Annotated in this window: 21 protein-coding genes; 13 read left to right on the top strand and 8 right to left on the bottom strand. The window is 69.4% G+C overall.

What is annotated here, in order from left to right:
- Positions 1-14 precede the first annotated feature (14 nt).
- Together Afe05nite_RS19745 and Afe05nite_RS19750 are read left to right on the top strand one after the other, a co-directional pair.
- A complete protein-coding gene (locus tag Afe05nite_RS19745; protein WP_203818613.1) occupies positions 15-2,537 on the top strand; it encodes a DNA gyrase/topoisomerase IV subunit A in 2,523 nt (840 codons plus the stop codon).
- 78 nt (positions 2,538-2,615) lie between these two features.
- Positions 2,616-3,530 carry an alpha/beta fold hydrolase gene (locus tag Afe05nite_RS19750; RefSeq protein ID WP_203818614.1) on the top strand — a complete coding sequence of 305 codons (915 nt, stop codon included), beginning with the start codon at positions 2,616-2,618 and terminating at the stop codon, positions 3,528-3,530.
- A 28-nt stretch (positions 3,531-3,558) separates the two neighbouring features.
- On the opposite strand, the gene Afe05nite_RS19755 is transcribed toward Afe05nite_RS19750, so the two are convergent.
- Together Afe05nite_RS19755 and Afe05nite_RS19760 are read right to left on the bottom strand one after the other, a co-directional pair.
- Positions 3,559-3,924, bottom strand: a complete 366-nt coding sequence (locus tag Afe05nite_RS19755; RefSeq protein WP_203818615.1) for a VOC family protein — start codon at positions 3,922-3,924, stop codon at positions 3,559-3,561.
- A 35-nt stretch (positions 3,925-3,959) separates the two neighbouring features.
- Complete coding sequence (locus Afe05nite_RS19760; RefSeq protein ID WP_203818616.1) at positions 3,960-4,316, bottom strand: response regulator; 357 nt, start codon at positions 4,314-4,316, stop codon at positions 3,960-3,962.
- Between the two features lie 126 nt (positions 4,317-4,442).
- Between Afe05nite_RS19760 and Afe05nite_RS19765 the strand changes: the two genes are divergently transcribed.
- Positions 4,443-5,093: a double zinc ribbon domain-containing protein gene (locus Afe05nite_RS19765; RefSeq protein ID WP_239118000.1), complete on the top strand. Its 651-nt coding sequence runs from the start codon at positions 4,443-4,445 to the stop codon at positions 5,091-5,093.
- An 826-nt stretch (positions 5,094-5,919) separates the two neighbouring features.
- Here the strand turns inward: Afe05nite_RS19765 and Afe05nite_RS19770 are convergent.
- Complete coding sequence (locus Afe05nite_RS19770; protein WP_203818618.1) at positions 5,920-6,570, bottom strand: response regulator transcription factor; 651 nt, start codon at positions 6,568-6,570, stop codon at positions 5,920-5,922.
- Entirely contained in the window at positions 6,567-7,715 is a 1,149-nt protein-coding gene (locus tag Afe05nite_RS19775; RefSeq protein WP_203818619.1) for a sensor histidine kinase, read from the bottom strand. The genes Afe05nite_RS19770 and Afe05nite_RS19775 overlap by 4 nt, the downstream gene beginning before the upstream one ends.
- 251 nt (positions 7,716-7,966) lie before the next feature.
- Here Afe05nite_RS19775 and Afe05nite_RS19780 point away from each other — a divergent pair, with 251 nt between their 5' ends.
- Positions 7,967-8,449: a hypothetical protein gene (locus Afe05nite_RS19780; RefSeq protein WP_239118001.1), complete on the top strand. Its 483-nt coding sequence runs from the start codon at positions 7,967-7,969 to the stop codon at positions 8,447-8,449.
- A gap of 82 nt (positions 8,450-8,531) precedes the next feature.
- Here the strand turns inward: Afe05nite_RS19780 and Afe05nite_RS19785 are convergent, their stop codons facing one another.
- The gene (locus Afe05nite_RS19785) at positions 8,532-8,741 is read right to left on the bottom strand and encodes a hypothetical protein (RefSeq protein ID WP_203818620.1); all 210 of its coding nucleotides are present in this window, start codon (positions 8,739-8,741) and stop codon (positions 8,532-8,534) included.
- A gap of 202 nt (positions 8,742-8,943) precedes the next feature.
- Positions 8,944-9,771, bottom strand: coding sequence for a class I SAM-dependent methyltransferase (locus Afe05nite_RS19790; RefSeq protein ID WP_203818621.1), 828 nt, complete (start codon positions 9,769-9,771; stop codon positions 8,944-8,946).
- Positions 9,772-9,873: 102 nt separating this feature from the next.
- Between Afe05nite_RS19790 and Afe05nite_RS19795 the strand changes: the two genes are divergently transcribed.
- The 9 genes from Afe05nite_RS19795 to Afe05nite_RS19835 all read left to right on the top strand — a co-directional run bounded on the left by Afe05nite_RS19795 (position 9,874) and on the right by Afe05nite_RS19835 (position 19,568).
- The gene (locus Afe05nite_RS19795; RefSeq protein WP_239118002.1) at positions 9,874-11,088 is read left to right on the top strand and encodes an ROK family protein; all 1,215 of its coding nucleotides are present in this window, start codon (positions 9,874-9,876) and stop codon (positions 11,086-11,088) included.
- A 676-nt stretch (positions 11,089-11,764) separates the two neighbouring features.
- Positions 11,765-13,066 carry an urea ABC transporter substrate-binding protein gene (gene urtA / locus Afe05nite_RS19800; RefSeq protein ID WP_203818623.1) on the top strand — a complete coding sequence of 434 codons (1,302 nt, stop codon included), beginning with the start codon at positions 11,765-11,767 and terminating at the stop codon, positions 13,064-13,066.
- A 92-nt stretch (positions 13,067-13,158) separates the two neighbouring features.
- Positions 13,159-14,043, top strand: coding sequence for an urea ABC transporter permease subunit UrtB (gene urtB / locus Afe05nite_RS19805; protein ID WP_203818624.1), 885 nt, complete (start codon positions 13,159-13,161; stop codon positions 14,041-14,043).
- Positions 14,040-15,134: an urea ABC transporter permease subunit UrtC gene (gene urtC, locus Afe05nite_RS19810; protein WP_203818625.1), complete on the top strand. Its 1,095-nt coding sequence runs from the start codon at positions 14,040-14,042 to the stop codon at positions 15,132-15,134. The genes urtB and urtC overlap by 4 nt, the downstream gene beginning before the upstream one ends.
- Before the next feature lie 46 nt (positions 15,135-15,180).
- Positions 15,181-15,984: an urea ABC transporter ATP-binding protein UrtD gene (urtD, locus tag Afe05nite_RS19815; protein WP_203818626.1), complete on the top strand. Its 804-nt coding sequence runs from the start codon at positions 15,181-15,183 to the stop codon at positions 15,982-15,984.
- Position 15,985: 1 nt separating this feature from the next.
- A complete protein-coding gene (locus tag Afe05nite_RS19820) occupies positions 15,986-16,669 on the top strand; it encodes an ATP-binding cassette domain-containing protein (protein ID WP_203818627.1) in 684 nt (227 codons plus the stop codon).
- Positions 16,670-16,753: 84 nt separating this feature from the next.
- Positions 16,754-18,430, top strand: a complete 1,677-nt coding sequence (locus Afe05nite_RS19825) for a purine-cytosine permease family protein (protein ID WP_203818628.1) — start codon at positions 16,754-16,756, stop codon at positions 18,428-18,430.
- Positions 18,430-18,996 carry a TetR/AcrR family transcriptional regulator gene (locus Afe05nite_RS19830; RefSeq protein WP_203818629.1) on the top strand — a complete coding sequence of 189 codons (567 nt, stop codon included), beginning with the start codon at positions 18,430-18,432 and terminating at the stop codon, positions 18,994-18,996. Before Afe05nite_RS19825 ends, Afe05nite_RS19830 begins: the two co-directional genes overlap by 1 nt.
- Entirely contained in the window at positions 18,993-19,568 is a 576-nt protein-coding gene (locus Afe05nite_RS19835) for a TetR/AcrR family transcriptional regulator (protein ID WP_203818630.1), read from the top strand. The genes Afe05nite_RS19830 and Afe05nite_RS19835 overlap by 4 nt, the downstream gene beginning before the upstream one ends.
- A gap of 121 nt (positions 19,569-19,689) precedes the next feature.
- On the opposite strand, the gene Afe05nite_RS19840 is transcribed toward Afe05nite_RS19835, so the two are convergent.
- Both Afe05nite_RS19840 and Afe05nite_RS19845 read right to left on the bottom strand, forming a co-directional pair.
- Positions 19,690-20,226 carry a hypothetical protein gene (locus tag Afe05nite_RS19840; protein ID WP_203818631.1) on the bottom strand — a complete coding sequence of 179 codons (537 nt, stop codon included), beginning with the start codon at positions 20,224-20,226 and terminating at the stop codon, positions 19,690-19,692.
- Positions 20,227-20,330: 104 nt separating this feature from the next.
- Positions 20,331-21,728 (bottom strand): GH1 family beta-glucosidase, encoded by a 1,398-nt coding sequence (locus Afe05nite_RS19845; protein WP_203818632.1) that lies wholly within the window; start codon positions 21,726-21,728, stop codon positions 20,331-20,333.
- Positions 21,729-21,789: the final 61 nt, after the last annotated feature.

Genomic DNA, 21,789 nt, shown 5'->3' on the forward strand with positions numbered 1-21,789 from the left:
GAGGTCGCTGTCACATGGCACGCCGCAAGAACACCGATAACCGCGTCGACCTGTCCGCGTTCGACCAGGCCGGCGCCCGGGTCATCGACAACCCGCTGACCACCGAAGTGGAGGACTCCTACCTGGAGTACGCCTATTCGGTGATCCACTCACGGGCCCTGCCCGACGCCCGGGACGGCCTCAAGCCCGTGCACCGGCGCATCCTGTGGTCGATGTCCGAGCAGGGCCACCGCCCCGACCGGGCCTACGTCAAGTCGGCCCGCGTCGTCGGTGACGTGATGGGTAAATACCACCCGCACGGCGACGTCGCGATCTACGACGCCCTGGTCCGCCTCGCGCAGGACTTCTCGCTCAACGCTCCGCTGATCGACGGCCACGGCAACTTCGGCTCGCCCGACGACGGACCGGCCGCCGCGCGGTACACCGAGGCGCGCATGTCCAACGAGGCGATGCTGCTGGTCGGCGAGCTCGGCGAGGGCACGGTCGACTTCAAGCCGACCTACGACGGCTCCGACCTCGAGCCCAAGGTGCTGCCGGCGGCGTTCCCCAACCTGCTGGTCAACGGCACGTCCGGCATCGCGGTCGGCATGGCGACCAACATGATCCCGCACAACCTGGGCGAGGTCGTGGCGGCCGCCCGGCACCTGATCAACAATCCCGAGGCGTCGCTCGACGACCTGATGCGCTTCGTGCCCGGCCCCGACCTGCCGACCGGCGGGCAGCTGCTCGGCCTCGACGAGGTGCGCCGCGCCTACGAGACCGGCCGGGGCGTGGTGCGCATGCGGGCCCGCGCCGAGACCGGCCCGCTCGAGGGCGGTCGCGGCCGGCAGGCGATCACGGTGACCGAACTGCCCTACGGCGTCGGCACCGAGAAGATCATCGAGGCGATCACCGACGAGGTGAAGGGCAAGCCGATCACCTCGGGTCCGCGTCGTGGCCAGCGGCAGGCGGCTCGCCTCACGGGCATCGCCGACGTCAAGGACCTCACCGACCGCGAGCACGGCACCCGGCTCGTCATCGAGTGCAAGGTCGGGGTCAACCCGCAGGCCCTGCTGGCCGACCTCTACCGCCTGACCCCGCTCGAGAGCTCGTTCGGCATCAACAACCTGGTGCTGCTCGCCGGCCAACCGCAGACGCTGGGCCTCAAGCCGCTGCTCGAGGTGTTCGTCAACCACCGCTACGAGGTGGTGACCCGGCGCACCGAGTTCCGCCGCACCAAGCGGCTCGACCGCCTGCACCTGGTCGACGGCCTGCTCATCGCCCTGATCGACATCGACCGGGTGGTCGCCGTCATCCGGGGCAGCGACGACGCGGCCGCCGCCAAGTCGTCCCTGATGAGCGAGTTCTCGCTGTCCGACATCCAGGCGACGTACATCCTGGACACCCCGCTGCGGCGGCTCACCCGCTTCGACCGCATCGAGCTCGAGACCGAGCAGGAACGGTTGCGCAACGAGATCGCCGAGCTGTCCCGCATCCTCGACGACGAAGAGGTGCTCAAGCAGGTCGTCTCCGACGAACTGGCCGAGGTCGCCGGCTCGTACGCCGCGCCCCGCCGCACCACGCTTATCGACGGTGACCTCAAGGAGGTTCTCGCCGCCTCGATACCGGCCGGTCCGCTCGAGGTCGCCGACGACCCGTGCCAGGTGATCCTGTCGGCGACCGGCCTGATCGCCCGCACCGCCGCCGAGAGCGAGGAGGCCACCGAGGCCCGCCGCCGCTCCGGCCGGGTCAAGCACGACGCGGTCCGCGCCCTGATCCACTCGACCGCCCGTGGCCGCATCCTGCTGATCACCAACCGGGGCCGGGCGTTCAAGACCGACGTGCTGCCGTTGCCGGTGCTGCCCGAGCAGGTCGGCACGGTGTCGCTGCGCGGCGGCATGTCGGCGGCCGAGCTGGTGCCGCTGGAGAAGGGCGAGCGGGTCGTCGGCCTGGCCCCGCTCACCGACGACAAGGGTCCCGGCCTCGCGATGGGCACGAAGCACGGCGTGGTCAAGGTGTGCGCGCCGGAATGGCCGGTCCGCTCCGACGAGTTCGAGGTGATCACCCTCAAGGACGGCGACGAGGTCCTGCAGGCCACCTGGCTCGGCGACGGCAACGAGACGCTGGCCTTCGTCACCTCCGACGCGTCGATGCTGAAGTTCGCCGCCAAACTGGTTCGCCCGCAGGGCCTCAAGGGCGGCGGCATGGCCGGCATCAACCTGACGGCCGACGCCGAGGTCCTCGCGTTCAACGTGATCGTGACAGCCGACTCCGCACACGGCGAGCCGATGGTGGTGACGTCGACCGGCACCCAGGTGAAGGTCACCCCGTTCGAGCTCTACCCGGCCAAGGGCCGAGCCACCGGTGGTGTTCGTGTGCAACGTTTCCTCAAGGGCGAGACGCAGCTGACAGTGGCGTGGGTGGGCCCGCGTCCGGTCGGTGCCAGCAGCACCGGCGACCCGGTCGAACTGCCCGAACCAGACACCCGCCGCGACGGCTCCGGCACCGCCGTCATCATGGGTCCCCAGATCATCGGGCACCTGATCGAGCGAGGCTGATCTCCCGCCTGTCGTGCGGCGTGGCGGGTCCTGGACCCGGCCACGCCGGGTTTCGGCCGCCATGCTGGAAGGACGACTGTGGGGAACGTTGCCGCGCTGGACGACGTCACCGAGCAGGGAGCCGTGGTCCGGCTCAACGGCGTCGACCTGTTCGTCCGCCGCTTCGGCGACCGCGACCGGCCGGTGCTGGTGGTGATTCACGGCGGTCCGACCTGGGATCACAGTTACCTTCTGCCGGCCCTCGCCGACCTGGTCGACACGGCCCACGTCGTCCTGTTCGACCTGCGCGGCTGCGGGCGCAGTCACCGCACGCCGCCGATCGGGGACCTGCCGGAAAGCCGGCTGCAACCTCACCTGCTGGCCGACGACGTTGCCGCGCTCATCCAGGCACTGGGCCCCGGCCCCGTCGATGTGCTCGGGTTCTCCTTCGGCGGTCGCATCGCCATGCGCCTGGTGCGGCAACACCCCGAGGCCGTCGGCCGGCTGATCCTGGCGTCGACCACGGCGTACACAGATTTCGACAGTGAGCTGACAGCCTCCGCCGATTACCGGCAGCGCCGCGACATGTGCACCGACATCAACTTCGACGACCCCCTGCTGACCGGCCCGACAGCACCGGACGGCGCATTGAGCCGGGCGATGGCCGTGGCGCAGGCCCCCCTGCAGGTGTGGCGCCTCGACCGCCTCGACGCCTGGCACCAGGTCCTCGATCGAGTGCGCTTCTCCAGTGACTACAACCGGCCGTACGCAAACGGATCGCTGCTGCCGGGCGGACCCGACAACGCCGCCGAGGTGTTGTTCGACTGGGGCCGCCCGGTGTTGATCCTGCACGGCGCGCGAGAGATGACCTTTCCCCTCGGGACCGCCCGGCGGCTGCACGCCGCACTTCCCGCCAGCACACTCGCCGAAATACCCGACGCGGCCCACATGGCGCATTTCGACAACCCGGTTCTCTGGCTCGCGGCCATCCGCCGGTTCCTGCTGCCGTCCTAGCTGCCCCGCGCCCGCGCCGACCCGGCGGTCAGGCCTGGGCCAGGCAGAGGCAGAACGGGTGACCCGCGGGGTCCAGGAAAACGCGGTAGGCCGTGCCGGGCTGATCCGGGTGCTTGGCCGCACCGAGAGCGAGCACTGCCGCCTCGGCCGCGTCCAGGTCGTCGACGAGCATGTCGAGGTGCATCTGCTTGGGCCGTCCCGCACCGGGCCACGTCGGCGGTGTGTAGTCGGCGACCCGATGGAAGGCGATGCACTGCCCGTCCTCGGGGCAGGCCGCGGCCCGGTCGGCAGACAGGACGTCGACCTTCCAGTCCAGCATCGCGCCGTAGAACCTGGCGAGCGCACCGGGATCAGGGCAGTCGACAGCGATCAGAGGTAAGCGTGCGATGGCCATGCTGATCAGGCTATCGACGACGGTGCCGGCCGCGCCTAGCCGGTTCCCAGGAGTTGACCTCGGAGCACGCTTGCCAGCAGGTCGGCGTCCACCGGCTTCTGCAGGTAGGGGGCGTTCGCCTGGACCATGCCGGTGCTCAGGGCGATGTGCCGGGGGATGCCGGTGGCGTACACAATTTTGATGTTGGGGTATTCGGCGGCGACTGTGTCGGTGAAGCGGCTCTGATCGCCGGGGATGGACAGGTCGGCGACGATGGCGTCGATCTGGCCCTGGCGGGTCCGACAGATGTCGACGGCGTCGGCGCCCGCGCTCGCGCCCAGCGTCTGGAAGCCCCGAGACTTCAGGGCCAGTTCGGTGACCTCGAGGATGTCGGGGTCGTCTTCGACAACCAAGATCGTAGGTTGGTGCATTTCCCCTCGATCCGCCACTAAACGGTCTGTTCTCCGGAGGCTACGGGACAGGTAGACGACAGATAGTGGATCTCGATAAGTCTGATGAATGGGCGTAGCGTCTGGCCCGTGTTCGGCTTCACAGACAACTACCAGGACCGGTCCACGCGCGAGGGCTATCAGTTCGAGTTCTTCTGCGAGCGCTGCGGCAACGGTCACAGCTCCTCCTTCAAACATTCGGTGACCGGTTTCGGCGGCAAGCTGCTGCGCATGGGCGGCGACCTGGTCGGCGGCGAGTGGGGTCGCAAGGCCTCCGAACTGGGCTACGACTCGATGTGGATGCGCGACGGCAACCGCGGGCCGGCGTGGGACAAGGCACTGCAGAACGCCGTCGAGGAAGTTCGGCCGCATTTCTCCCAATGCCACCGTTGTGGCGAATGGGTCTGCGGGCAGATCTGCTGGAACGGGGAGCGCGGCGTCTGCGTGAACTGCGCGCCGAAGCTCGACCAGGAAATCGCCGGCATCCAGGCGCGAGCCCAGGTCGAGCAGCTCAACGACAAGATCCGCCAGGTCGACTGGACCCAGGGCACCACCTACGGCCAGCCGGCGGTCGGTCGCTGCCCGTCGTGCGCCAACGACACCGGCGGCGGCAAATACTGCCAGCATTGCGGCACCCCGCTCGCCGCCGCCTCGGAGGCCAACCGCTTCTGCGGCCAGTGCGGCACGAAGGTCACGCCGGGCGGCATGTTCTGTACGGGTTGCGGCACGTCAACGGCCTAGGCGAGGAACGCCGTTTGCCACCTGAATTCGCCGCTTTCGCCCAGCCGATCCGCAGGCTCGACGTTGCTGCCTGAGTCCAGGGCAGATCATGCGGCTCGGCGCGGGCGCGACCAGCCAGGTCGAGCAGGGCGGTGGCGTGGTCGGCTCGGGCCCGGCACCCGCGAGCGGGCTGATCGAGCAGTGCGGTTGTCTCGCGATCTCTGACGGGACGGTGCGGCCGAGAGCGATGCAGTTCTGTGGCGGGCGAGGGCGGCCGCGAGCGCGTGCCTGCACCTTCGCGGGGGCCGCGCGCGCGGACGATCAGCCAAAGGTCCGGCCGCTGCTGACAGGTGCGGCCGGACGGCGCCCTTCCACTGAAGGCCATCGTCACCATGCTGACCCGCGCCGCCATGCTGACCCGCGCCGCTTGTTGATCCGCGCCGCTTGTTGATCCGCGCCGCTTGTTGACCCGCGCCGGTTGGGGGGCCGCGCGGTTGGAGGCCTGCGCCGGTTGGGGATCTGCACCGGCAGGCAGTCCACGCCGGTTGCTGGCCCGGACCGGTCGCGGTGGCCGCAACAACCGCTCCATTACGCGGGGGCCGGCGCCGGGTTGGGGCCGGCTGGCTGAGATCTGCGCCGGCTGGGCATTCACGCCGGCGGTTGGCCTGCTCCGGTCGCGGTCGCCCGCGACAACCGCTCCGTTGCGCGGGGGGCAGGGCCGAGTTAGGGGCTGCCGGCTGGGGGCCCGCGCCAGCAGGGGGCCGCGCCGGCTGCTGGGCCGCGCCGGCTGCTGGGCCGCGCCGGGTTGGGGAACTGCGCCGACTGGGCAGGTGGCGCGGGCGGGGGCTCAGGCGAGGCCGGACTGGTAGGCGAAGACGACCAGTTGGGCGCGGTCGCGGGCGGCGAGTTTGACCATGGAGCGGCTCACGTGGGTGCGGGCGGTGGCTGGGCTTACCACGAGCAGTTCGGCTATCTCGTGGTTGGTCAGGCCCTGGGCGACGAGCGTGACGATCTCGCGTTCGCGGTCGGTGAGGCGATCGAGGTGGGGGTGGGGCGTGGTCGGGCGGGGCGTCAAGCCGGTGAACTCGCGGATCAAGGTCTTGGTGACGGAGGGGGAGAGCAGTGCGCCGCCGTCGACGACTGTGCGGACCGCGTCGAGCAGGAGCGCCGGTTTGGTGTTCTTGAGCAGGAAGCCGCTGGCGCCGAGGCGGAGCGCGTCGAAGACGTATTCGTCGTGTTCGAAGGTGGTCAGGACGATCACGCGAGTGCCGGCCAGTGCCGGGTCGGCGATGATGCGGCGGGTGGCTTCGAGGCCGTCGACGCCGGGCATGCGGATGTCCATCAGCACTACGTCGGGCCGGGTTCGGCGGGCCTGCGCGACGGCGGCGAGACCGTCGGCGGCCTGGGCGATCACGGTGAAGTCGTCCTCGTTGTCGAACAGGACGGACAAGCCGAGGCGTACGAGATCCTGGTCGTCGGCCAGCAGTACGGTGATCATTTCGACCGCCGGGGGATGACGGCGGTCACCGCGAACGTGCCGTCCCGCGGCCCGGCGTCGAACCGGCCGCCGAGATGCTCGACCCGGCGCCGCATGCCGCTGAGGCCGAAGCCCTCGCTGTGGCCGGCCCCGCCGGCCCGATCGACCACGCGCGGGCCGGCCCCGCCGCCCTGATCGGCAACGCTCAGGTCGGCAACGCTCAGGTCGGCAACGCTCAGGTCGGCAACGGCGGCCTGATTGACCACGCTCAGGTCGACACCGCCGGGCTGATGGTGGATCGCCACCCGGGCGTGCGGCTCGGCGGAATGCTTCACGACGTTGGTCAGTGCCTCCTGCAACACGCGATAGGCCACCAGGTCGGCAGCCGCCGGCAGTGGCCGTGGCGTGCCGTCGACGCTGAGTTCGACGACCACGCCGGCGCTGCGGACCCGGTCGCAGAGCTCGCCCACCCGGGAAAGGCCGGCCGGCAGCACGGAGGACAGGGTCGCGCGCAGCTCGTCGAGCGCCTCGGCACTCGCGGCGCTGATCGCGGCCAGTGCCTCGTGGGCCAGCTCCGGCCGGGTGTGCCGCAGGTGCAGCGCGACCTCGGCCTGCATCTGGATCGCGGCGAGGCCGTGCCCGACCACGTCGTGCACCTCCTGGGCGAGGCGCAGCCGCTCGTCGTCGACGAGGCGGCGCTCGGTCTCGGCCCGTTCCCGCTGCTGCGCCTCGACCACCTGCCGGCGGGCGGCACCGAGCGTGAACGGAACGACCACCCAGGCCAGCCCGGGGATCAGCCCGGCCGGGCCCGGCCCACCGAACAGGACGTGGCCCATCAGCAGCACCAGGGCCACCACGGACCAGGCGGCGGCCGACTGCGGGCGCCGGCTGCGGGCCACCGACCAGACACAAACGGCGATCGAGAGGAGAACCGGACCGTACGGATAGCCGACGAGCAGATAGGCCAGGGTGATCGAGGTGGCCGCGAGCAGCGCGGGCACCGGCCATCGGCGGCGCCACGCCGGCACCGCCCCGGCCGCCACGACCAGGACGGCGGCAAGCCAGTCGGGGGACTGGTCGGTCGCCGAGCGCAAGTCGATGAGCGGCAGCGTGGCCAGTCCCACGAGGATCAGCGCGGCCGGCACGGCCGCATCGCGGGGGCGCATGCCCACACCTTGCCGCATCGGTGCTCGGGGCGCATCGGACCGGGGACGTAGCCAGGCTACGTCGGTGGACGTAGTACCGGAGTCGCTTGTGAGCGGATGAGCCGAGCGTTCCGGGCCGCGAGGCTGGGGCCATGAGACCGAAGACCCGCGAGGCCGAGGCCGTGAGATCGACGACCCGCGAGGCCGAGGCCGGGAGACCGGCGACCCGCGAGGCCTGGGCCATGAGACCGAAGACCCGAAAGGCTTGGCTCGTGGCGCACGTGTTGTCGGCGAGCGCCTGGATCGGCATCGACGTGCTGGTCGCGGTGCTGGCAGCGGTCTGTGTCGGGAGCGACGACCCGGTGCGGCGCGGCCTGGCCGGTCAGGCGTTCGGCACGTTCGTCTGGTGGCCGATGGCCGTCTCGGCGCTGATCTGCCTGGTCACCGGCCTGGTGCTGGGCTGGGGCACCAGGTGGGGCCTGGTCCGGTTCTGGTGGGTCACCATCAAGCTGGTGCTCAACGTCGTGCTCTGCACGCTCATCCTGGTCCTGCTGCGACCGACGATGCCGGAGGCTTACGCGTACGGCGTGGCCGTCGCCGCCGGCTCTCCGGTCACGATGGAGGCGAACGGCCTGATCATGCCGCCGATCGTCTCGCTCACCGCCCTGACCGTCGCCACGGTCCTCTCCGTCTACAAGCCATGGGGCCGGATCAGGCAGCTCGAGCAAGAGGGCGCGCGCCGGCGGTCGCGGTGACGGCGGGCACGGTCCGGAGATTGCGGGCGGGCGGCGACGGAGCTGGTGGGTTCCGCGCCGCCGCCCGGATCACGTGGCGGAACTACTTGCTCGGTGCGGGCACGTCACACTTGATCTTCGGGTTGACGCCGAGCCAGTTCAGCGGACCGGCCGCGATGGTCACCAGGACGGTGCCGGCCTCGGCGCAGCTGGCGTCACCGTCGCCTTTGAAGTAGCCACGCTCATAGGCGGCCACGCCGCCCAGAAACAGCCAGATGATCAGAATGACGGCGCCGATCGAACCAGTTCGCATCGGGGGTCTCCTCGGTCGTGGGGGTGACCGGGGATACCCCGCGTGCGTCGATCTTTAAACGAACCGGGCGCGCGATTTCACTCAGCCGAGCCGGCGCGGCCCTCAGGGGGTGAGCCCGGCCACCGGCGCCGGGCCGGTAGTCCGCGACGGCCCGGTGTCGCACCCGGGCCGTCGCCGGGGCGGGGACTTGGCAAGTCCCGTACTATTCGGAATTCTTGCTTGCCTGCAGGGTGTAACTCACCGGGAGGCGGTCGGGGGTTTCGTTCAGTTGCCATTCGTTGTCGGCGGTCTCGTGCATGCGGCCGGGCAGTGCCTCCCAGGGAACTGATTGATGTTCCACCAAGCCGGTGAGCGTCATGCCCGCGTCGAGGACGGCGGTGACTATTTCACCGAGGCCGTGGTTCCATTCGTGGGTCGTGCTGTTGGTGAATTCGGCATCGGTTTCCACGTAGGTTCCCGGGTCGTCGAAAACCAGCGGCTCCGCGCGTTCGAAGTACGGGTATTTGATGACCAGGTCGTTGCCGGGCGCGGTCTCGTCGATGGACCACAACACCGGGTGGCCCTCGCGAATGAACAGGCGGCCGCCCGGGCGCAACAGGGCCGATACCGTTCGGGCCCAGCGGGCTATGTCCGGCAGCCAGCAAAGCGCGCCGATGCCGGTGTAGACGAAGTCGTAGCCGGTGCCGACCGCTTCGACGGCGTCGTAGACGTTCGATTGCACGAATTTGACGTCGGCCCCGGCGAGCTGGACGATCCGCCGGGCTTCGTGCAGTGATTTCTCGGAGAAATCCAGGCCGGTCATCCGGGCACCCAGCCGGGCCAGGGACACCGTGTCGGTGCCGATGTGGCATTGCAGGTGGATTCCGCGTTGATCGGTCAGGTCGCCCAGCCGTGGGAGGTCAAAGGCGACAACCTGGCTGAGGTACGACGGATCGGATGCGAACTTCGCCACGGCATAACTGGGGGAGGCCGCATGCGCGGGCGCTCGGTCGTCCCAGTTGGCCCGATTGACTTCGAGGTATTCGGTCACGAGGGCACCATAGAGGCCGCCCGCCCGCCCGCGCCGTAGAGTTTCCGGGCAAGACCACTTCCTAGACAGGCGGGGTGCGGTTTGGAAAGCAGGCGTACGACGGTGCGGGATGTGCGCCGGGCCAACCGGTCGAGCCTGCTCACCGATCTCTTCCACGGCGGCTTGCAATCCCGGCAGCAATTGGCCGGCACGACCGCGCTCAGCCAGGCCAGTGTCAGCAACCTGATCGGCGAGATGCTCGAGGAGGGTCTCGTCGAGGAGGCCGGTCTGGTCGGCTCGGACGGCGGCCGACCCCGGGTACTGCTGCGCGTCCGGCCCGGTTTCCGTTACCTGGTCGGCGCCGACGTGGCCGAGACCCGCATCCTGGTCGAGCTCTACGACCTGGCGATGACCCGGCTGGCAGTGGCCGAACTGACCCACGACGACGATCCCGACCAGGTCGCCGCCCAGCTGCTGGCCGGCCTCAACACGGTCCTCGCCGACGCCGACGTCTCGCCGCACGAGGTGCTCGGCTACGGCGTCGGTGTCCCCGGCGTCGTCGATGCCGACGGCGTGGTCGACTCCCAGTCGACCGGCTGGGACGCGGTTCCGCTCGGCGCGATGCTGCGGGCCGGCACCGGCGTCCCGATCTTCGTGGAGAACGGGGCGAAAACCTTCGGCCAGGCCGAGATGTGGTTCGGCGCGGGCCGCGGGGCCCGCCACGCGGTCATCATCATGATCGGTACGGGCGTGGGCGCCGCCGTGGTGATGGACGGCCGCGGCTACCGGGGCGCCAACAGCAACGCCGGCGAGTGGGGCCACACGACCTTGGTGTACGACGGTGAGCAGTGCCGTTGCGGTGCCCGCGGTTGCCTGGAAGCCTATGTCGGGGCCGACCGCATCGGCCGTCGCCTGGCCACCGCGACCGGCCATCCGTTCACCCCCGACCTGCTGGCACGCCTGCTCTCCGCCGATCCCATCCCGCCCGCCGCGGTCGAGGTCTTCACCACCACCGCGGGTTACCTGGGCGCCGGCATCGCCGACCTGATAAACCTGTTCAGCCCGGAACGCATCGTGATCGGCGGCATCGCCGGCTCGATCTTCGGCGAGCGTTTCCTGCCGGAGATCCGCGACGCGGTGGCACGGCATGCCCTGCGACGCCCCTACGCCCAGACGAGCATCGCCCTGTGCTCCCTGGGCATCGACGCGGTGGCGATGGGAGCGGCAACCCTCCCGATCGCCCAACTCCTGGCCGACGGCGGCCTGCCCGAACCGGACGAGCCGATGATCGCCATGCCACCCCGCCCTCGCCGGCCACCGGAGCGCTCCCGCCGCTAGCCCGCGGGTTCGATCTGGACACCGGTCCACTCCCGCGAGCGGTGAGGCTTTCCGAGTAGTGCTATGAGTGATGGTCGGTGGGTGTCGGGTGGACACGCGCGGACTCGTCGTGGTGCAACGAAAGAGCGCAGAACCCCGGTAGGGAGTGTTCCTCGCACACCGGCCGCCGGCGCCTCGCGAGCCGGGCCGGAACCCGCAAGCCGGGCGGTTACCGGCAGGCGGTCCTGGTGCCGCGCCGGCTGCTCGACGGCACCCGGGTCCGGCGGCTCGCCGCCGAGGTCGCGCCGCTGACGACTCAGTTCCCCAGGCGAGCCCGACGGCTTCGCCGTGCTCGAGCTGACTGATCGCCTTGTGCCTCCTTGAGATGTCAGAACTGTGCCATGTTCATCGCGGCATCCCGGGGCGCGGCAGAAGTTTGACACCACTGACCCCACGACTTCCTGCACTTTTCGAGGAACTTCCCGCTGTGCAAGGTGGGTGGCTACAGAAGTGGAACATCTAGGAAATGTCAGAGTAATGACTCGCGACCAGTCTGCTTTCACTGGCTCCGGCAGCAGCCAGCGAGACGGGCGGAGAACCCGGGGCGCCGGGCCGTCCTGGACATCCGCATCCCCACGATCCGCCGTGCCGCGACTCCGGCGTCACGCCCCCTTCACCACGAACGGAGTTCTCACATATGTCCACCACCCCCAGCAAACGGCGGCGTGCGCTTGCGGCGGTAGGCGCCATCGGGACGACCATGGCCCTCCTGCTCGCCGGCTGCGGCGCCCGAGCCAGTGACGACACGGCCCAGGCCGGGTCATCCGCGGCGGCCAGCTGCGTCGACACCTCCGGCAGCACCATCAAGCTAGGCTTCCTCAACTCCCTCACCGGCGGCATGGCGATCTCCGAGAAGACCGTCTCCAATGTGCTGCACATGGCCGCCGACGAGATCAACGCCAGCGGCGGCATCCTCGGCAAGAAGATCCAGTACGTCCAGGAGGACGGCGCTACGGACTGGCCCACCTTCGCGGAGAAGACCGACAAGCTGCTCACCCAGGACTGCGTCGCCGCGATCTTCGGCGGCTGGACCTCGTCCTCACGCAAGGCCGTGAAGCCGGTTGTCGAGAAGCGCAACGGGCTCTTCTTCTACCCCGTGCAGTACGAGGGCCTCGAGTCGTCGCCGAACATCTACTACACCGGCGCGACCACCAACCAGCAGATCATCCCGGCGATGGACTTCCTCGCCGCCAAGGGGGTGAAGACGCTGTTCCTCGCCGGCAGCGACTACGTCTTCCCCCGCACCGCGAACGCGATCATCAAGCTCTACGCGGCCAAGCTCGGCATCAAGATCGTCGGTGAGGAGTACGTACCTCTCGACAAGGACGACTGGACCAGCCAGGTGGCGAAGATCGCGGCGGCCAAGCCCGACTTCATCTTCAACACCATCAACGGCTCGTCGAACGTCGGCTTCATCAAGGCGTACTACGACGCCGGCCTGACCCCGGCGAAGACTCCGATCATCTCGGTGTCGATCGCCGAAGAGGAGGCGCCGGCCATGGGGCACGCAGTCACCGGCAACTACGCGTCGTGGAACTACTTCCAGTCGCTCAAGACCGACACCAACCCGAAGTTCATCCAGAGCTGGAAGGCCTACCCCAACAGCAGCGGCGTCACCTCCGACCCGATGGAGGCCGCCTACATCTCGCTGTACCTGTACAAGGAGCTCGTCGAGGCGGCCGGCTCGTTCGACGTCAACGCGGTGAACGCGGCGGCGAAGTCGAAGACCATCACGTTCGACGCGCCGGAGGGCAAGGTCACCCTCGACGGCAAGAACCACCACATCTCCAAGCCCGGCCATATCGGCCAGATCAACGCCAACAACCAGTTCGACATCGTCTGGGCCTCGGACAAGTTCATCGAGCCCGACCCGTACCTCGAGGGCTACGACTGGTTCCCGGCGGCCATCCGCAAGCAGCTCGTGGGTGCGGCGGGCTGATCGCCCCACCACCCGAACGCGGGGTTGCGTGTCGCCTGCGGCATGCAACCCCGCACACCCGGACCCGAAATCCGCACAGAGAGCGATCGCACGTGGACGCACTGATCCCACAGCTGCTGAACGGCAGCGCACAAGGTGCGCTGCTCCTGCTCGCCGCACTGGGCCTCTCGCTCACCTTCGGCCAGATGGGCGTGATCAACATGGCCCATGGCGAGTTCCTCATGCTCGGTGCCTTCACCGCCTACCTCGTCCAGCAGGTCATCGCCGCCAGCGACCTGTCGATCCCGGTCGCGCTGCCGGTCGCGTTCGTCGTCGCCGGCCTGTTCGGCCTCGTGCTGGAGGTCACCATCATCCGCTGGATGTACCGCCGGCCCCTCGACACCCTGCTCGTCACGGTCGGTGTGAGCCTGATCCTGCAGCAGGCGGCACTGCAGATCTTCCCGTCCCAGGGCGTCCCGGTGGAGAAGCCCAGCTGGCTCGACGGGCAGCTGAACGTCCTCGGCTACAACTGGCCGCTGCGGCAGCTGTTCACCATCGTGCTCGCGGCCGTCTGCGTCGCCGGGCTGTCGGCCTGGCTCAAGTACACGTCGTTCGGCCGCCGCATCCGGGCGACCGTGCACAACCGGGACCTCGCCGAGACCACCGGGATCTCCACCCGCACCATCGACCGCCTCACCTTCTTCGTCGGGTCGGGTCTGGCCGGCGTCGCCGGTGTGGCCGCGTCGCTCATCGGCGGCACGAACTCCCAGATGGGCGCGCAATACATCATCCCGGCGTTCCTCGTCGTCGCCGCCGGCGGCATCGGGCAGCTCAAGGGCACCATCATCGCGGCGTGGGTGGTAGGCGTCGCCCTCTCGTGCTTCGCCTACTGGACGACCGGCAGCCTCGCCCAGGTGCTCGCCTTCATCCTCGTGATCGTCTTCCTGCAGCTACGCCCGCAGGGCCTGTTCACGGTGCGAACCAGGAGTCTGGCATGACCAAGCTGAAGCCATGGATCTCCCTCAGCGGCATCGGGGTGTTCGCCGTCCTGCTCCTCGTGATCGCCCCCCTCGTACTCTCCGATCACTGGCTGAACAACGTCGGCAAGTACTGCTGCTGGGCCATCGCCGCGGTCGGCATCGGCTTCGCGTGGGGCCGGGGCGGGATGCTCGTGATGGGCCAGGGGGTGTTCTTCGCCCTCGGGGCGTACTCGATGGCCATGCACCTCACGCTGGAGACCGCCGGTGACCAGGTCCCGGGGTTCATGGTGCTCTACGACCCGCTCGCACCGCTGCCGGCGTTCTGGGAGCCGTTCCGCAGCACCGGGTTCACCCTGCTGGCGATCGTGCTGCTCCCGGTGGTCGTGGCCGGCATCCTCGGCTACGCGCTGTTCAAGCGCCGGGTGAAGGGCGCGTACTTCGCGATCCTGACGCAGGCGCTCGCCGTTGCGCTGGCCACCCTGATCAGCTCCACGATCCGCGAGACCGGCGGCGACACCGGGCTCAGCGATTTCAAGTACTTCTTCGGCTTCGTGCTCAACGACCCGGCGAACAAAGTCATGGTGTACAGCATCGCGGCCGCGCTGCTCATCGTCTGCCTGCTCGCGGTGTGGCAGTTCTACCGCAGCCGCTTCGGTGAGCTCCTGGTCGCCACCCGGGACGCCGAGGAGCGGGTGCGTTTCCTCGGCTACGACCCGGCCAACGTCAAGCTCGTCGCCTTCGTCGTCTCCGCGCTGATGGCCAGCATCGGCGGCGCGATGTTCGTGCCCATCGTCGGCATCATCACCCCCGCCGAGATCGGCGCCGCCGCCTCGATCCTCATGATCGCGGGCGTTGCCCTCGGCGGTCGCGCATCGCTGTTCGGCCCGGCACTCGGCGCGATGGCGGTCGGCTGGGGGCAATCAAGCCTCGGCTCGACCTGGCCCGACGGTTGGACCTACGTCCTCGGTCTGTTGTTCATCGTCGTCATCCTCTTCCTGCCGCAAGGGCTGTCGTCGCTGCCGGCCAGGTTCGCCGCGCTCCGCCGTCGCCCGACCGTCCAGCCCACCCCGGCGATCGCCGCCGCCCAGCTCGAGGAGGTCAGGTCGTGACCGCCCGCGCCGAACGGCACTACCGCGAAACAAAGGAGGCTCGGTCATGACCGCCGCATCGCTCGTCGTCACCGACCTCCGTGTCGAGTTCTCGGGTTTCGTCGCCGTCGGTGGCGTCTCCTTCGACGCGCATCCCGGCGAGGTCCGGTTCCTCATCGGACCGAACGGCGCAGGCAAGACGACCTGCATCGACGCCATCACCGGGCTGACCAGAGGCACCGGGTCGGCGAGGCTCGGCGAACAGGAGCTGCTGGGCAAGCAGGTACACAAGATCGTCCGCCTCGGGGTCGGCCGTACGTTCCAGACGGCGAGCATCTTCGACGAGCTCACCGTGCTGCAGAACCTCGACATCGCCGCCGGGCTCCACCGCTCCTCGGTCTCGCTGCTGCGGGCCCGGCGCGGAATCGACCCGTCCATCGAGCGCGCGGTGGACGAGACCGGACTCGCCGGCGAACTCGCCACGCAGGCCGGAATCCTGTCGCACGGCCAGAAGCAGTGGCTGGAGATCGCGATGCTGCTCGTGCAGGACGCGAAGGTTCTGCTGCTCGACGAGCCGGTCGCCGGCATGAGCCACGACGAGCGCACCGCCACCGGCGAGCTCCTTCAGCGCATCGCGGCCGAGCGGATCGTGCTCGTGGTCGAACACGACATGGACTTCATGCGCCGTTTCGCCACCCGCGTGACAGTGCTGCACCAGGGCAAGGTGCTCTCGCAGGGCACGGTGGCCGAGGTCCAGGCCGATCCCAAGGTGCAGGAGGTCTACCTCGGCACCGCGGGCGCCGCCACCACGGCCGCCATGGCGGTCGTACCCGAACCGGTGGCCGAGACGCTGAAGCTGACGGAGGACTGACATGCTCGAGATCACCGACATCGAGGCCGGCTACGGGCGTACGCGGGTGCTGCACGGCGTGACGGTTCCGGCCGGCAAAGTGGTGGCCGTGCTCGGCCACAACGGCGCCGGGAAGACGACCCTGCTGCGCCTCGCGATCGGCCTCATCAAGCCGACGAAGGGCCGCGTGCTCTTCGACGGCGAGGACATCTCGTCGCTCGCCCCCAACAAGCGGGTGGCTCGCGGCATGGCCTACGTGCCGCAGGGTCAGCAGTCCTTCGGCCAGCTCACGACGCTGGAGAATCTCCAGCTCGCCGCGGACGGGCGCCGGCGCGGCAAGGCGCTCATCGACGCGCAGCTGGCCCGCTTCCCCGCACTGGAGAAGTTCGCCACCCGCAAGGCGGGCCTGCTCTCCGGCGGGCAACGCCAGCAGCTCGCGATCGCGCGCGCCCTCATCACCGAGCCGAAGCTGCTCATTCTCGACGAGCCGACCGAGGGCATCCAGCCCACGATCGTCGCCGAGATCGAGCAGACCATCATCCAGCTGGCCGGCGAGGGCATCAACGTGCTGCTCGTCGAGCAGCACATCGGCTTCGCCCTCGATGCCGCCGACCGCTACGTCGTGCTCGCCTCGGGCTTCGTCACACGGACCGGCGACGGTGGTTCGGCGGCCGCCTCCACCGTGCGAGCCGCCATGGCGATCTGAGGGGCTATGACCCACGCCGGCAACGCCGTCGTAACACCGGACAGGGACGATGCCCCCACGCAAGGTGCCTTAGGGGATGTCACTGTGTCGACGGACAACGCGCGCGCGGCCGCAGAGGACAGCCTGGAGGACTACGCCTTCCGCTATGTGCCGCGCACCTTCCGGCGCTGGAGCGCGGCCTCGGTCGGGGCAACCGCCCTCGGGTCCATCGCGTTCCTCGCCGATTTCTCGATCGGCGCGAGCATCGGCATCGACCACGGCACCCCCAACGCCGCGCTCGGCATCCTGTTCGCGTCGGTCATCATCGTCATGGTGGGCGTGCCCGTCGCCTACTACGCCGCCCGCTACAACCTCGACCTCGACCTCATCGCCCGCGGCTCGGGATTCGGCTACTACGGCTCGATGATCACGACGGTGATCTTCGCCGGCTTCACCTGCATCTTCTTCGCCCTGGAAGGCGCCATCATGGCGCAAGGGCTGCAGGTGGCGACGGAGTTGCCACTGTGGCTCGGCTATCTGATCTCGACCGTCGTGGTGATCCCGATCGTCATCTACGGCATGCGTGCCCTGGAGCGCCTGCAGTTCTGGACCACGCCGCTGTGGCTCGCCCTCGCCCTGCTGCCGCTGCTGTGGATCCTCGTCTCCGACCCCGACTCGGTGCGCGCCTTCACGTCGTTCACCGGCAACTCCGACGGCTCGATCAGCTTCGGCGCCGTCGTCTCGAGCGCGGCCGTGTGCTTCGCCCTCACGCCGCAGCTGGCGGAGCAGATCGACTACCTCCGCGCCATGCCGCCACGCACGCCGTCGAACGCCCGCTCGTGGTGGACGTCGTTCGTGTTCTCCGGCCCCGGCTGGGTCATCTTCAGTGGCACCAAGCAGGTGATCGGGGTCTTCCTCGCCGTCTACCTGCTCGTGAAGGTCGAACCCAACCTCGGTCACCACGCGACCGAACCGGTCAAACAGTTCGTCGGGATGTACCAGGCCCTCATCCCCAACTGGCTCGCCATCGTGCTCGCCGTGGTGCTCATCGTCGTGGCGCAGGTGAAGATCAACGTGACGAACGCGTACTCCGGCTCACTCGCCTGGTCGAATGTCTTCACCCGGGTGGCGAAGCACTACCCGGGCCGTACGATATTCGTGCTCTTCAATCTGGTGATCGCGTACGTGCTCATGATGCTGGACGTCTTCACGCTCATCTCGTTCGTGCTGAGCCTCTACGCGAACGTGGTCATGGCATGGCTCGTGACGATCGCCAGCGATATCGCGATCAACAAATGGGTGCTGCACATCTCGCCGCGCTTCCCCGAGTTCCGCCGCGGCATGCTGTACGACTGGAACCCGGTGGGGCTCGTGTCGGTGGGGCTCGCCTCGATACTGTCGCTGCTCGCGTTCGGCGGGCTGCTCGGCGACGCCGTCAAGCCGTTCTCGGTACTCATCGCGATCGGCGTCGCGATCGTCGCCACGCCGGTCACGGCACTCGCCACGCGGGGGCGCTACTACCTGCGCCGCCGCTCCGACGGCATCGACTCCCCCCTGTTCGACGACGACGGCAACCCCTCGGGCGAGCGGCTCCGCTGCCACGTCACCGGGTATACGTTCGAGCGTCCGGATATGCTGGCCTCGGCCGAGAGAGGGCCGCGCGGCGAGGTGCAGTACGTCTCGTCGCTGGCCCTCACGCTCGACGATTCCGATCGCTACGTGCTCCCGCCGGAAGTCACCGGGCCCAGGCACTGGGCGATGACCCGGGGGAAGGGGAGGTAGTGGAGGAGCCGGTCGACACCGCGACCGCGATTCTCGCGAGCGCCGCGGTTCTTCTGCGTGAGCGCACGTTCGACGACATCTCCTATCGTGTCCTCGCCGACGAGGTCGGCATCTCGGAGCGCACGATCTACCGCCAGTACCCCACGCGTGCGCACCTGCTCGCCGCCCTCTCGAACTGGATCGAGCAGACCCGCTTCCCGCTGCCGCCATTCGTGACCGTGTCCGATTTCCGAGCCGCCGTGCACGAGCGCTTTCGTGCCTTCGACGCGTCGCCCGCGTACGCGTACGTCGGCGCACGGGCGTCCGCGATCTCGCCGACGCTCGACACCGAGCCGGCCTACATCACCCGGGCGATCGAGGCGATGCTCGAAGTGGGGGCGCCGACGCTCAACCGGCGGGATCGGCGGCGGGTCGCGGCCTCCCTACGTTACTTCTCGTCGGCGATGTTCTGGGCACGCCTGCGCACGGGCTTCGACCTGGATGCCGGCGAGATCTGCGACGCATTCGATCACGCGATCGACACCGTCCTCGCCAAGCTGCCCGACGCGACGTGGGCGAAGCCGTGACCGAATCGATGGCCGTCCCGGGGCTGAGCGGCACGCAAGCGGCCATCCTCGCCGCCTACGCCGAACTGATCGAGGAGATCGGCAGCGACGACGTGTCGAACCGGGTCATCGCCCGCCGGGCCGGCATCGCCGAGCGCACGGTGTTCCGCAACTATCCCACGCGCGTCGACCTGCTGCTGGCGACCGCGGCGTGGCTCGAGGCGACGGTGTTCGCTCGCGAGGAGTCACACTCGATCTTCGACATCCCCCTGGTGATCCGCGAGGCGATGCAGCGGTACGACGCGCGGCCGGAACTCGCGCACGTCGTCGCCGAGACGGCGATGCGCGGCGTGAACGGCGCGACGCCGTCACCCGGCCGGGCGCAATTGGAGCGGTTGCTGGACGGCGAGGTGCCATCCCTCGACGCGGCGAAACGCAGGGCGGTCATCGCCGCGCTGTCACACCTCGACTCCGTCGGGACGTGGGTGACGTTCCGCCGCGAGTTCGGTATGGACCGGCGAGACATCGCCGACGCCGCCGCGTGGGCGGCGGAGGCGGTGCTCGACAGCATCCGCGACCGCGTCGCCCCATAGCGGGTCACCCGCCCCAGTCGCGGAGGCGTGGCCAGCAACGATGCGTATCTGAGCTTGTTGCCACACCGGTGCGCGCAAGGCCAAAAGTTGGGCCGAGGCAGGGCGGGCGGGCGCCGGAAGGTCAGGCCGCCATGGCGAAGAAGTGGCGCAGGTTGTCGTTCCGGGCCACGCCGGGGGCGGCCACGGCGTCGACTATCGCGGGGGCGCGCAGCAGGTCGTCGCTGACCGAACCGTCGCCGCCCAGGGACGGGGGCTGCCACGATCGCCGGCGGGTCACGGCCAGGGCCAGTCGGGTCAGGCGGGCGGCGAGCACGTCCTGGATCGGCGGGCCGGGGGTGGGGAGCGCGGCGATCAGGTGCAGGATCCGGCGAACGGTTTCGGCGGCCTGGTCGTCCGTGATCAGGGGCTTGCCGAGGTAGGTGTAGGCCAGGCCGCGGGTCAGGTATTCGGCCACGTTGAGCAGTTGGGCGGACGTGGGGCCCCGCTCGTAGAGGGCCATGCCGTTGCTCCAGCCCAGCCGGGCGCCGTCGGTGCCGTCCAGCTGGCCGGGCGGCCATTCGGCGCGGATGCGCTCGTCGTCGGACCAGTCGGCCTGGGGGGCCGGGGTGGTCGGGGCGATGCGGGTGCCGGCCGGCGGCTGGACCTTCCGACGAAACATCACCTGAAACTACTCCCGCGCGGGGGCGGGCCCATCGACCGTTTCGGCAGGATGGGCCCGCCCGGAAACCCGGCTCGCCCGGAAACCGGCCCGCCCGGAAAAACCTATTCGCCGCGGATGCGACCAATTGTGTCGCGGAACCACAGGGCGCTCTGCTTGGGCGTACGCGTCTGGGTCTCGTAATCGACGTGGACGATGCCGAATCGCTTGGCGTAACCCTCCGCCCACTCGAAGTTGTCCATCAGGGACCAGGCGAAGTAGCCGCGCACGTCGGCGCCCTGTGCGCAGGCGTCGGCCACCGCACCGAGGTGCGAGGCCAGATAGGCGGTGCGGTCGTCGTCGGTGACGAAACCGGTGGTGTCCGGTTCGTCGGCGAAGGCGGCGCCGTTCTCGGTGATCACCATCGGCAGGCCAGGGTAATCGGTGTGCAGCCGGACCAGCAGCTTGGTGAACCGCTCCGGGGTGATCGGCCAGTCCATCGCGGTGCGCGGGGTGTCCGGCAGGACGGCGCGCACGACCGGTTCGCCGGCCTCGTCGTGCGTGTTGCCGTCGAGGTCGGTGCCGGCGAAGTCCTGCCCGAAGTAGAAGTTGACGCCGAGCACGTCGAAGGGTGCCGAGATGACTTCCAGGTCGCCGTCCTGGATCGGGAAGGCGGACCCGCGGGCGTCGAGTTCGGCGACCATGTCCTCGGGGTAGCGGCCGTGCCGCAGCGGGTCGAGGTAGATGCGTAGCCCCATGCCGTCGGCGCGGCGGGCGGCTTCCCGGTCGAGCGCGGTGTCGCCGGCCGGGTCGGCCGTTCCCATGTTGAGCGTGATCCCGAAGGTGTGGTCCCCGGTCGACGCGGCGCGCATGCGCTGGGTCGCGAGCCCGTGGCCGAGCAGCAGGTGGTGGACGGCGGCGATGGAGTCGTCGAAGTCGCGCCGGCCCGGCGCGTGCACGCCGAGGTTGTACCCGAGCCACGCCGAACACCACGGCTCATTGAGTGTGGTAAATGTCTTGACCCGGTCCTGGAGTTTGTCGAAGACCAGCATCGAGTAGTCGGCGAAACGGTAGGCGGTGTCCCGCGCCGGCCAGCCACCGGCGTCCTCGAGTTCCTGCGGCAGATCCCAGTGGTAAAGCGTCACCCACGGGTCGATCCCGGCGGTCAGCAATTCGTCGACGAGCCGGTCGTAGAAAGCGGCGCCGGCCGGGTTCAGCGGCCCCCGCCCGCCGGGCTGAATCCGCGGCCAGGACACCGAGAAACGGTACGAGTCGACGCCCAGGCTCTTGATGAGCGCGACGTCGGCCGGCATCCGGTGGTAATGATCGCAGGCCACGTCGCCGTTGTCGGCATTGTGCACGGCGCCGGGCGCACGGCAGAACGTGTCCCAGATGGACGGAGTGCGCCCGTCCTCGTCGGCGGCACCCTCGATCTGATACGCCGAAGTCGCCACGCCCCATCGGAACGAGGCGGGCAGGCCGGTGACGGGCGGGATGACGATGCTCGGTGCGGTGGGATTCATGTCTCTCCAGGTGGATTTCGAAGGGGCCGGCTTCCGGAGAGAAAGCCGGCCCCGCGACCGA

Source organism: Paractinoplanes ferrugineus, assembly GCF_016862195.1.
GTDB lineage: Bacteria > Actinomycetota > Actinomycetes > Mycobacteriales > Micromonosporaceae > Actinoplanes > Actinoplanes ferrugineus.

Coding starts and splice junctions, on each gene's coding strand:
- Afe05nite_RS19745 (WP_203818613.1), top strand. CDS start 15: ATGGCACGCCGCAAGAACACCGATAACCGCGTCGACCTGTCCGCGTTC.
- Afe05nite_RS19755 (WP_203818615.1), bottom strand. CDS start 3,924: ATGGCCATCGCACGCTTACCTCTGATCGCTGTCGACTGCCCTGATCCC.
- Afe05nite_RS19770 (WP_203818618.1), bottom strand. CDS start 6,570: ATGATCACCGTACTGCTGGCCGACGACCAGGATCTCGTACGCCTCGGC.
- Afe05nite_RS19775 (WP_203818619.1), bottom strand. CDS start 7,715: ATGCGCCCCCGCGATGCGGCCGTGCCGGCCGCGCTGATCCTCGTGGGA.
- Afe05nite_RS19785 (WP_203818620.1), bottom strand. CDS start 8,741: ATGCGAACTGGTTCGATCGGCGCCGTCATTCTGATCATCTGGCTGTTT.
- urtA (WP_203818623.1), top strand. CDS start 11,765: ATGTCCACCACCCCCAGCAAACGGCGGCGTGCGCTTGCGGCGGTAGGC.
- urtC (WP_203818625.1), top strand. CDS start 14,040: ATGACCAAGCTGAAGCCATGGATCTCCCTCAGCGGCATCGGGGTGTTC.
- urtD (WP_203818626.1), top strand. CDS start 15,181: ATGACCGCCGCATCGCTCGTCGTCACCGACCTCCGTGTCGAGTTCTCG.
- Afe05nite_RS19820 (WP_203818627.1), top strand. CDS start 15,986: ATGCTCGAGATCACCGACATCGAGGCCGGCTACGGGCGTACGCGGGTG.
- Afe05nite_RS19840 (WP_203818631.1), bottom strand. CDS start 20,226: ATGTTTCGTCGGAAGGTCCAGCCGCCGGCCGGCACCCGCATCGCCCCG.
- Afe05nite_RS19845 (WP_203818632.1), bottom strand. CDS start 21,728: ATGAATCCCACCGCACCGAGCATCGTCATCCCGCCCGTCACCGGCCTG.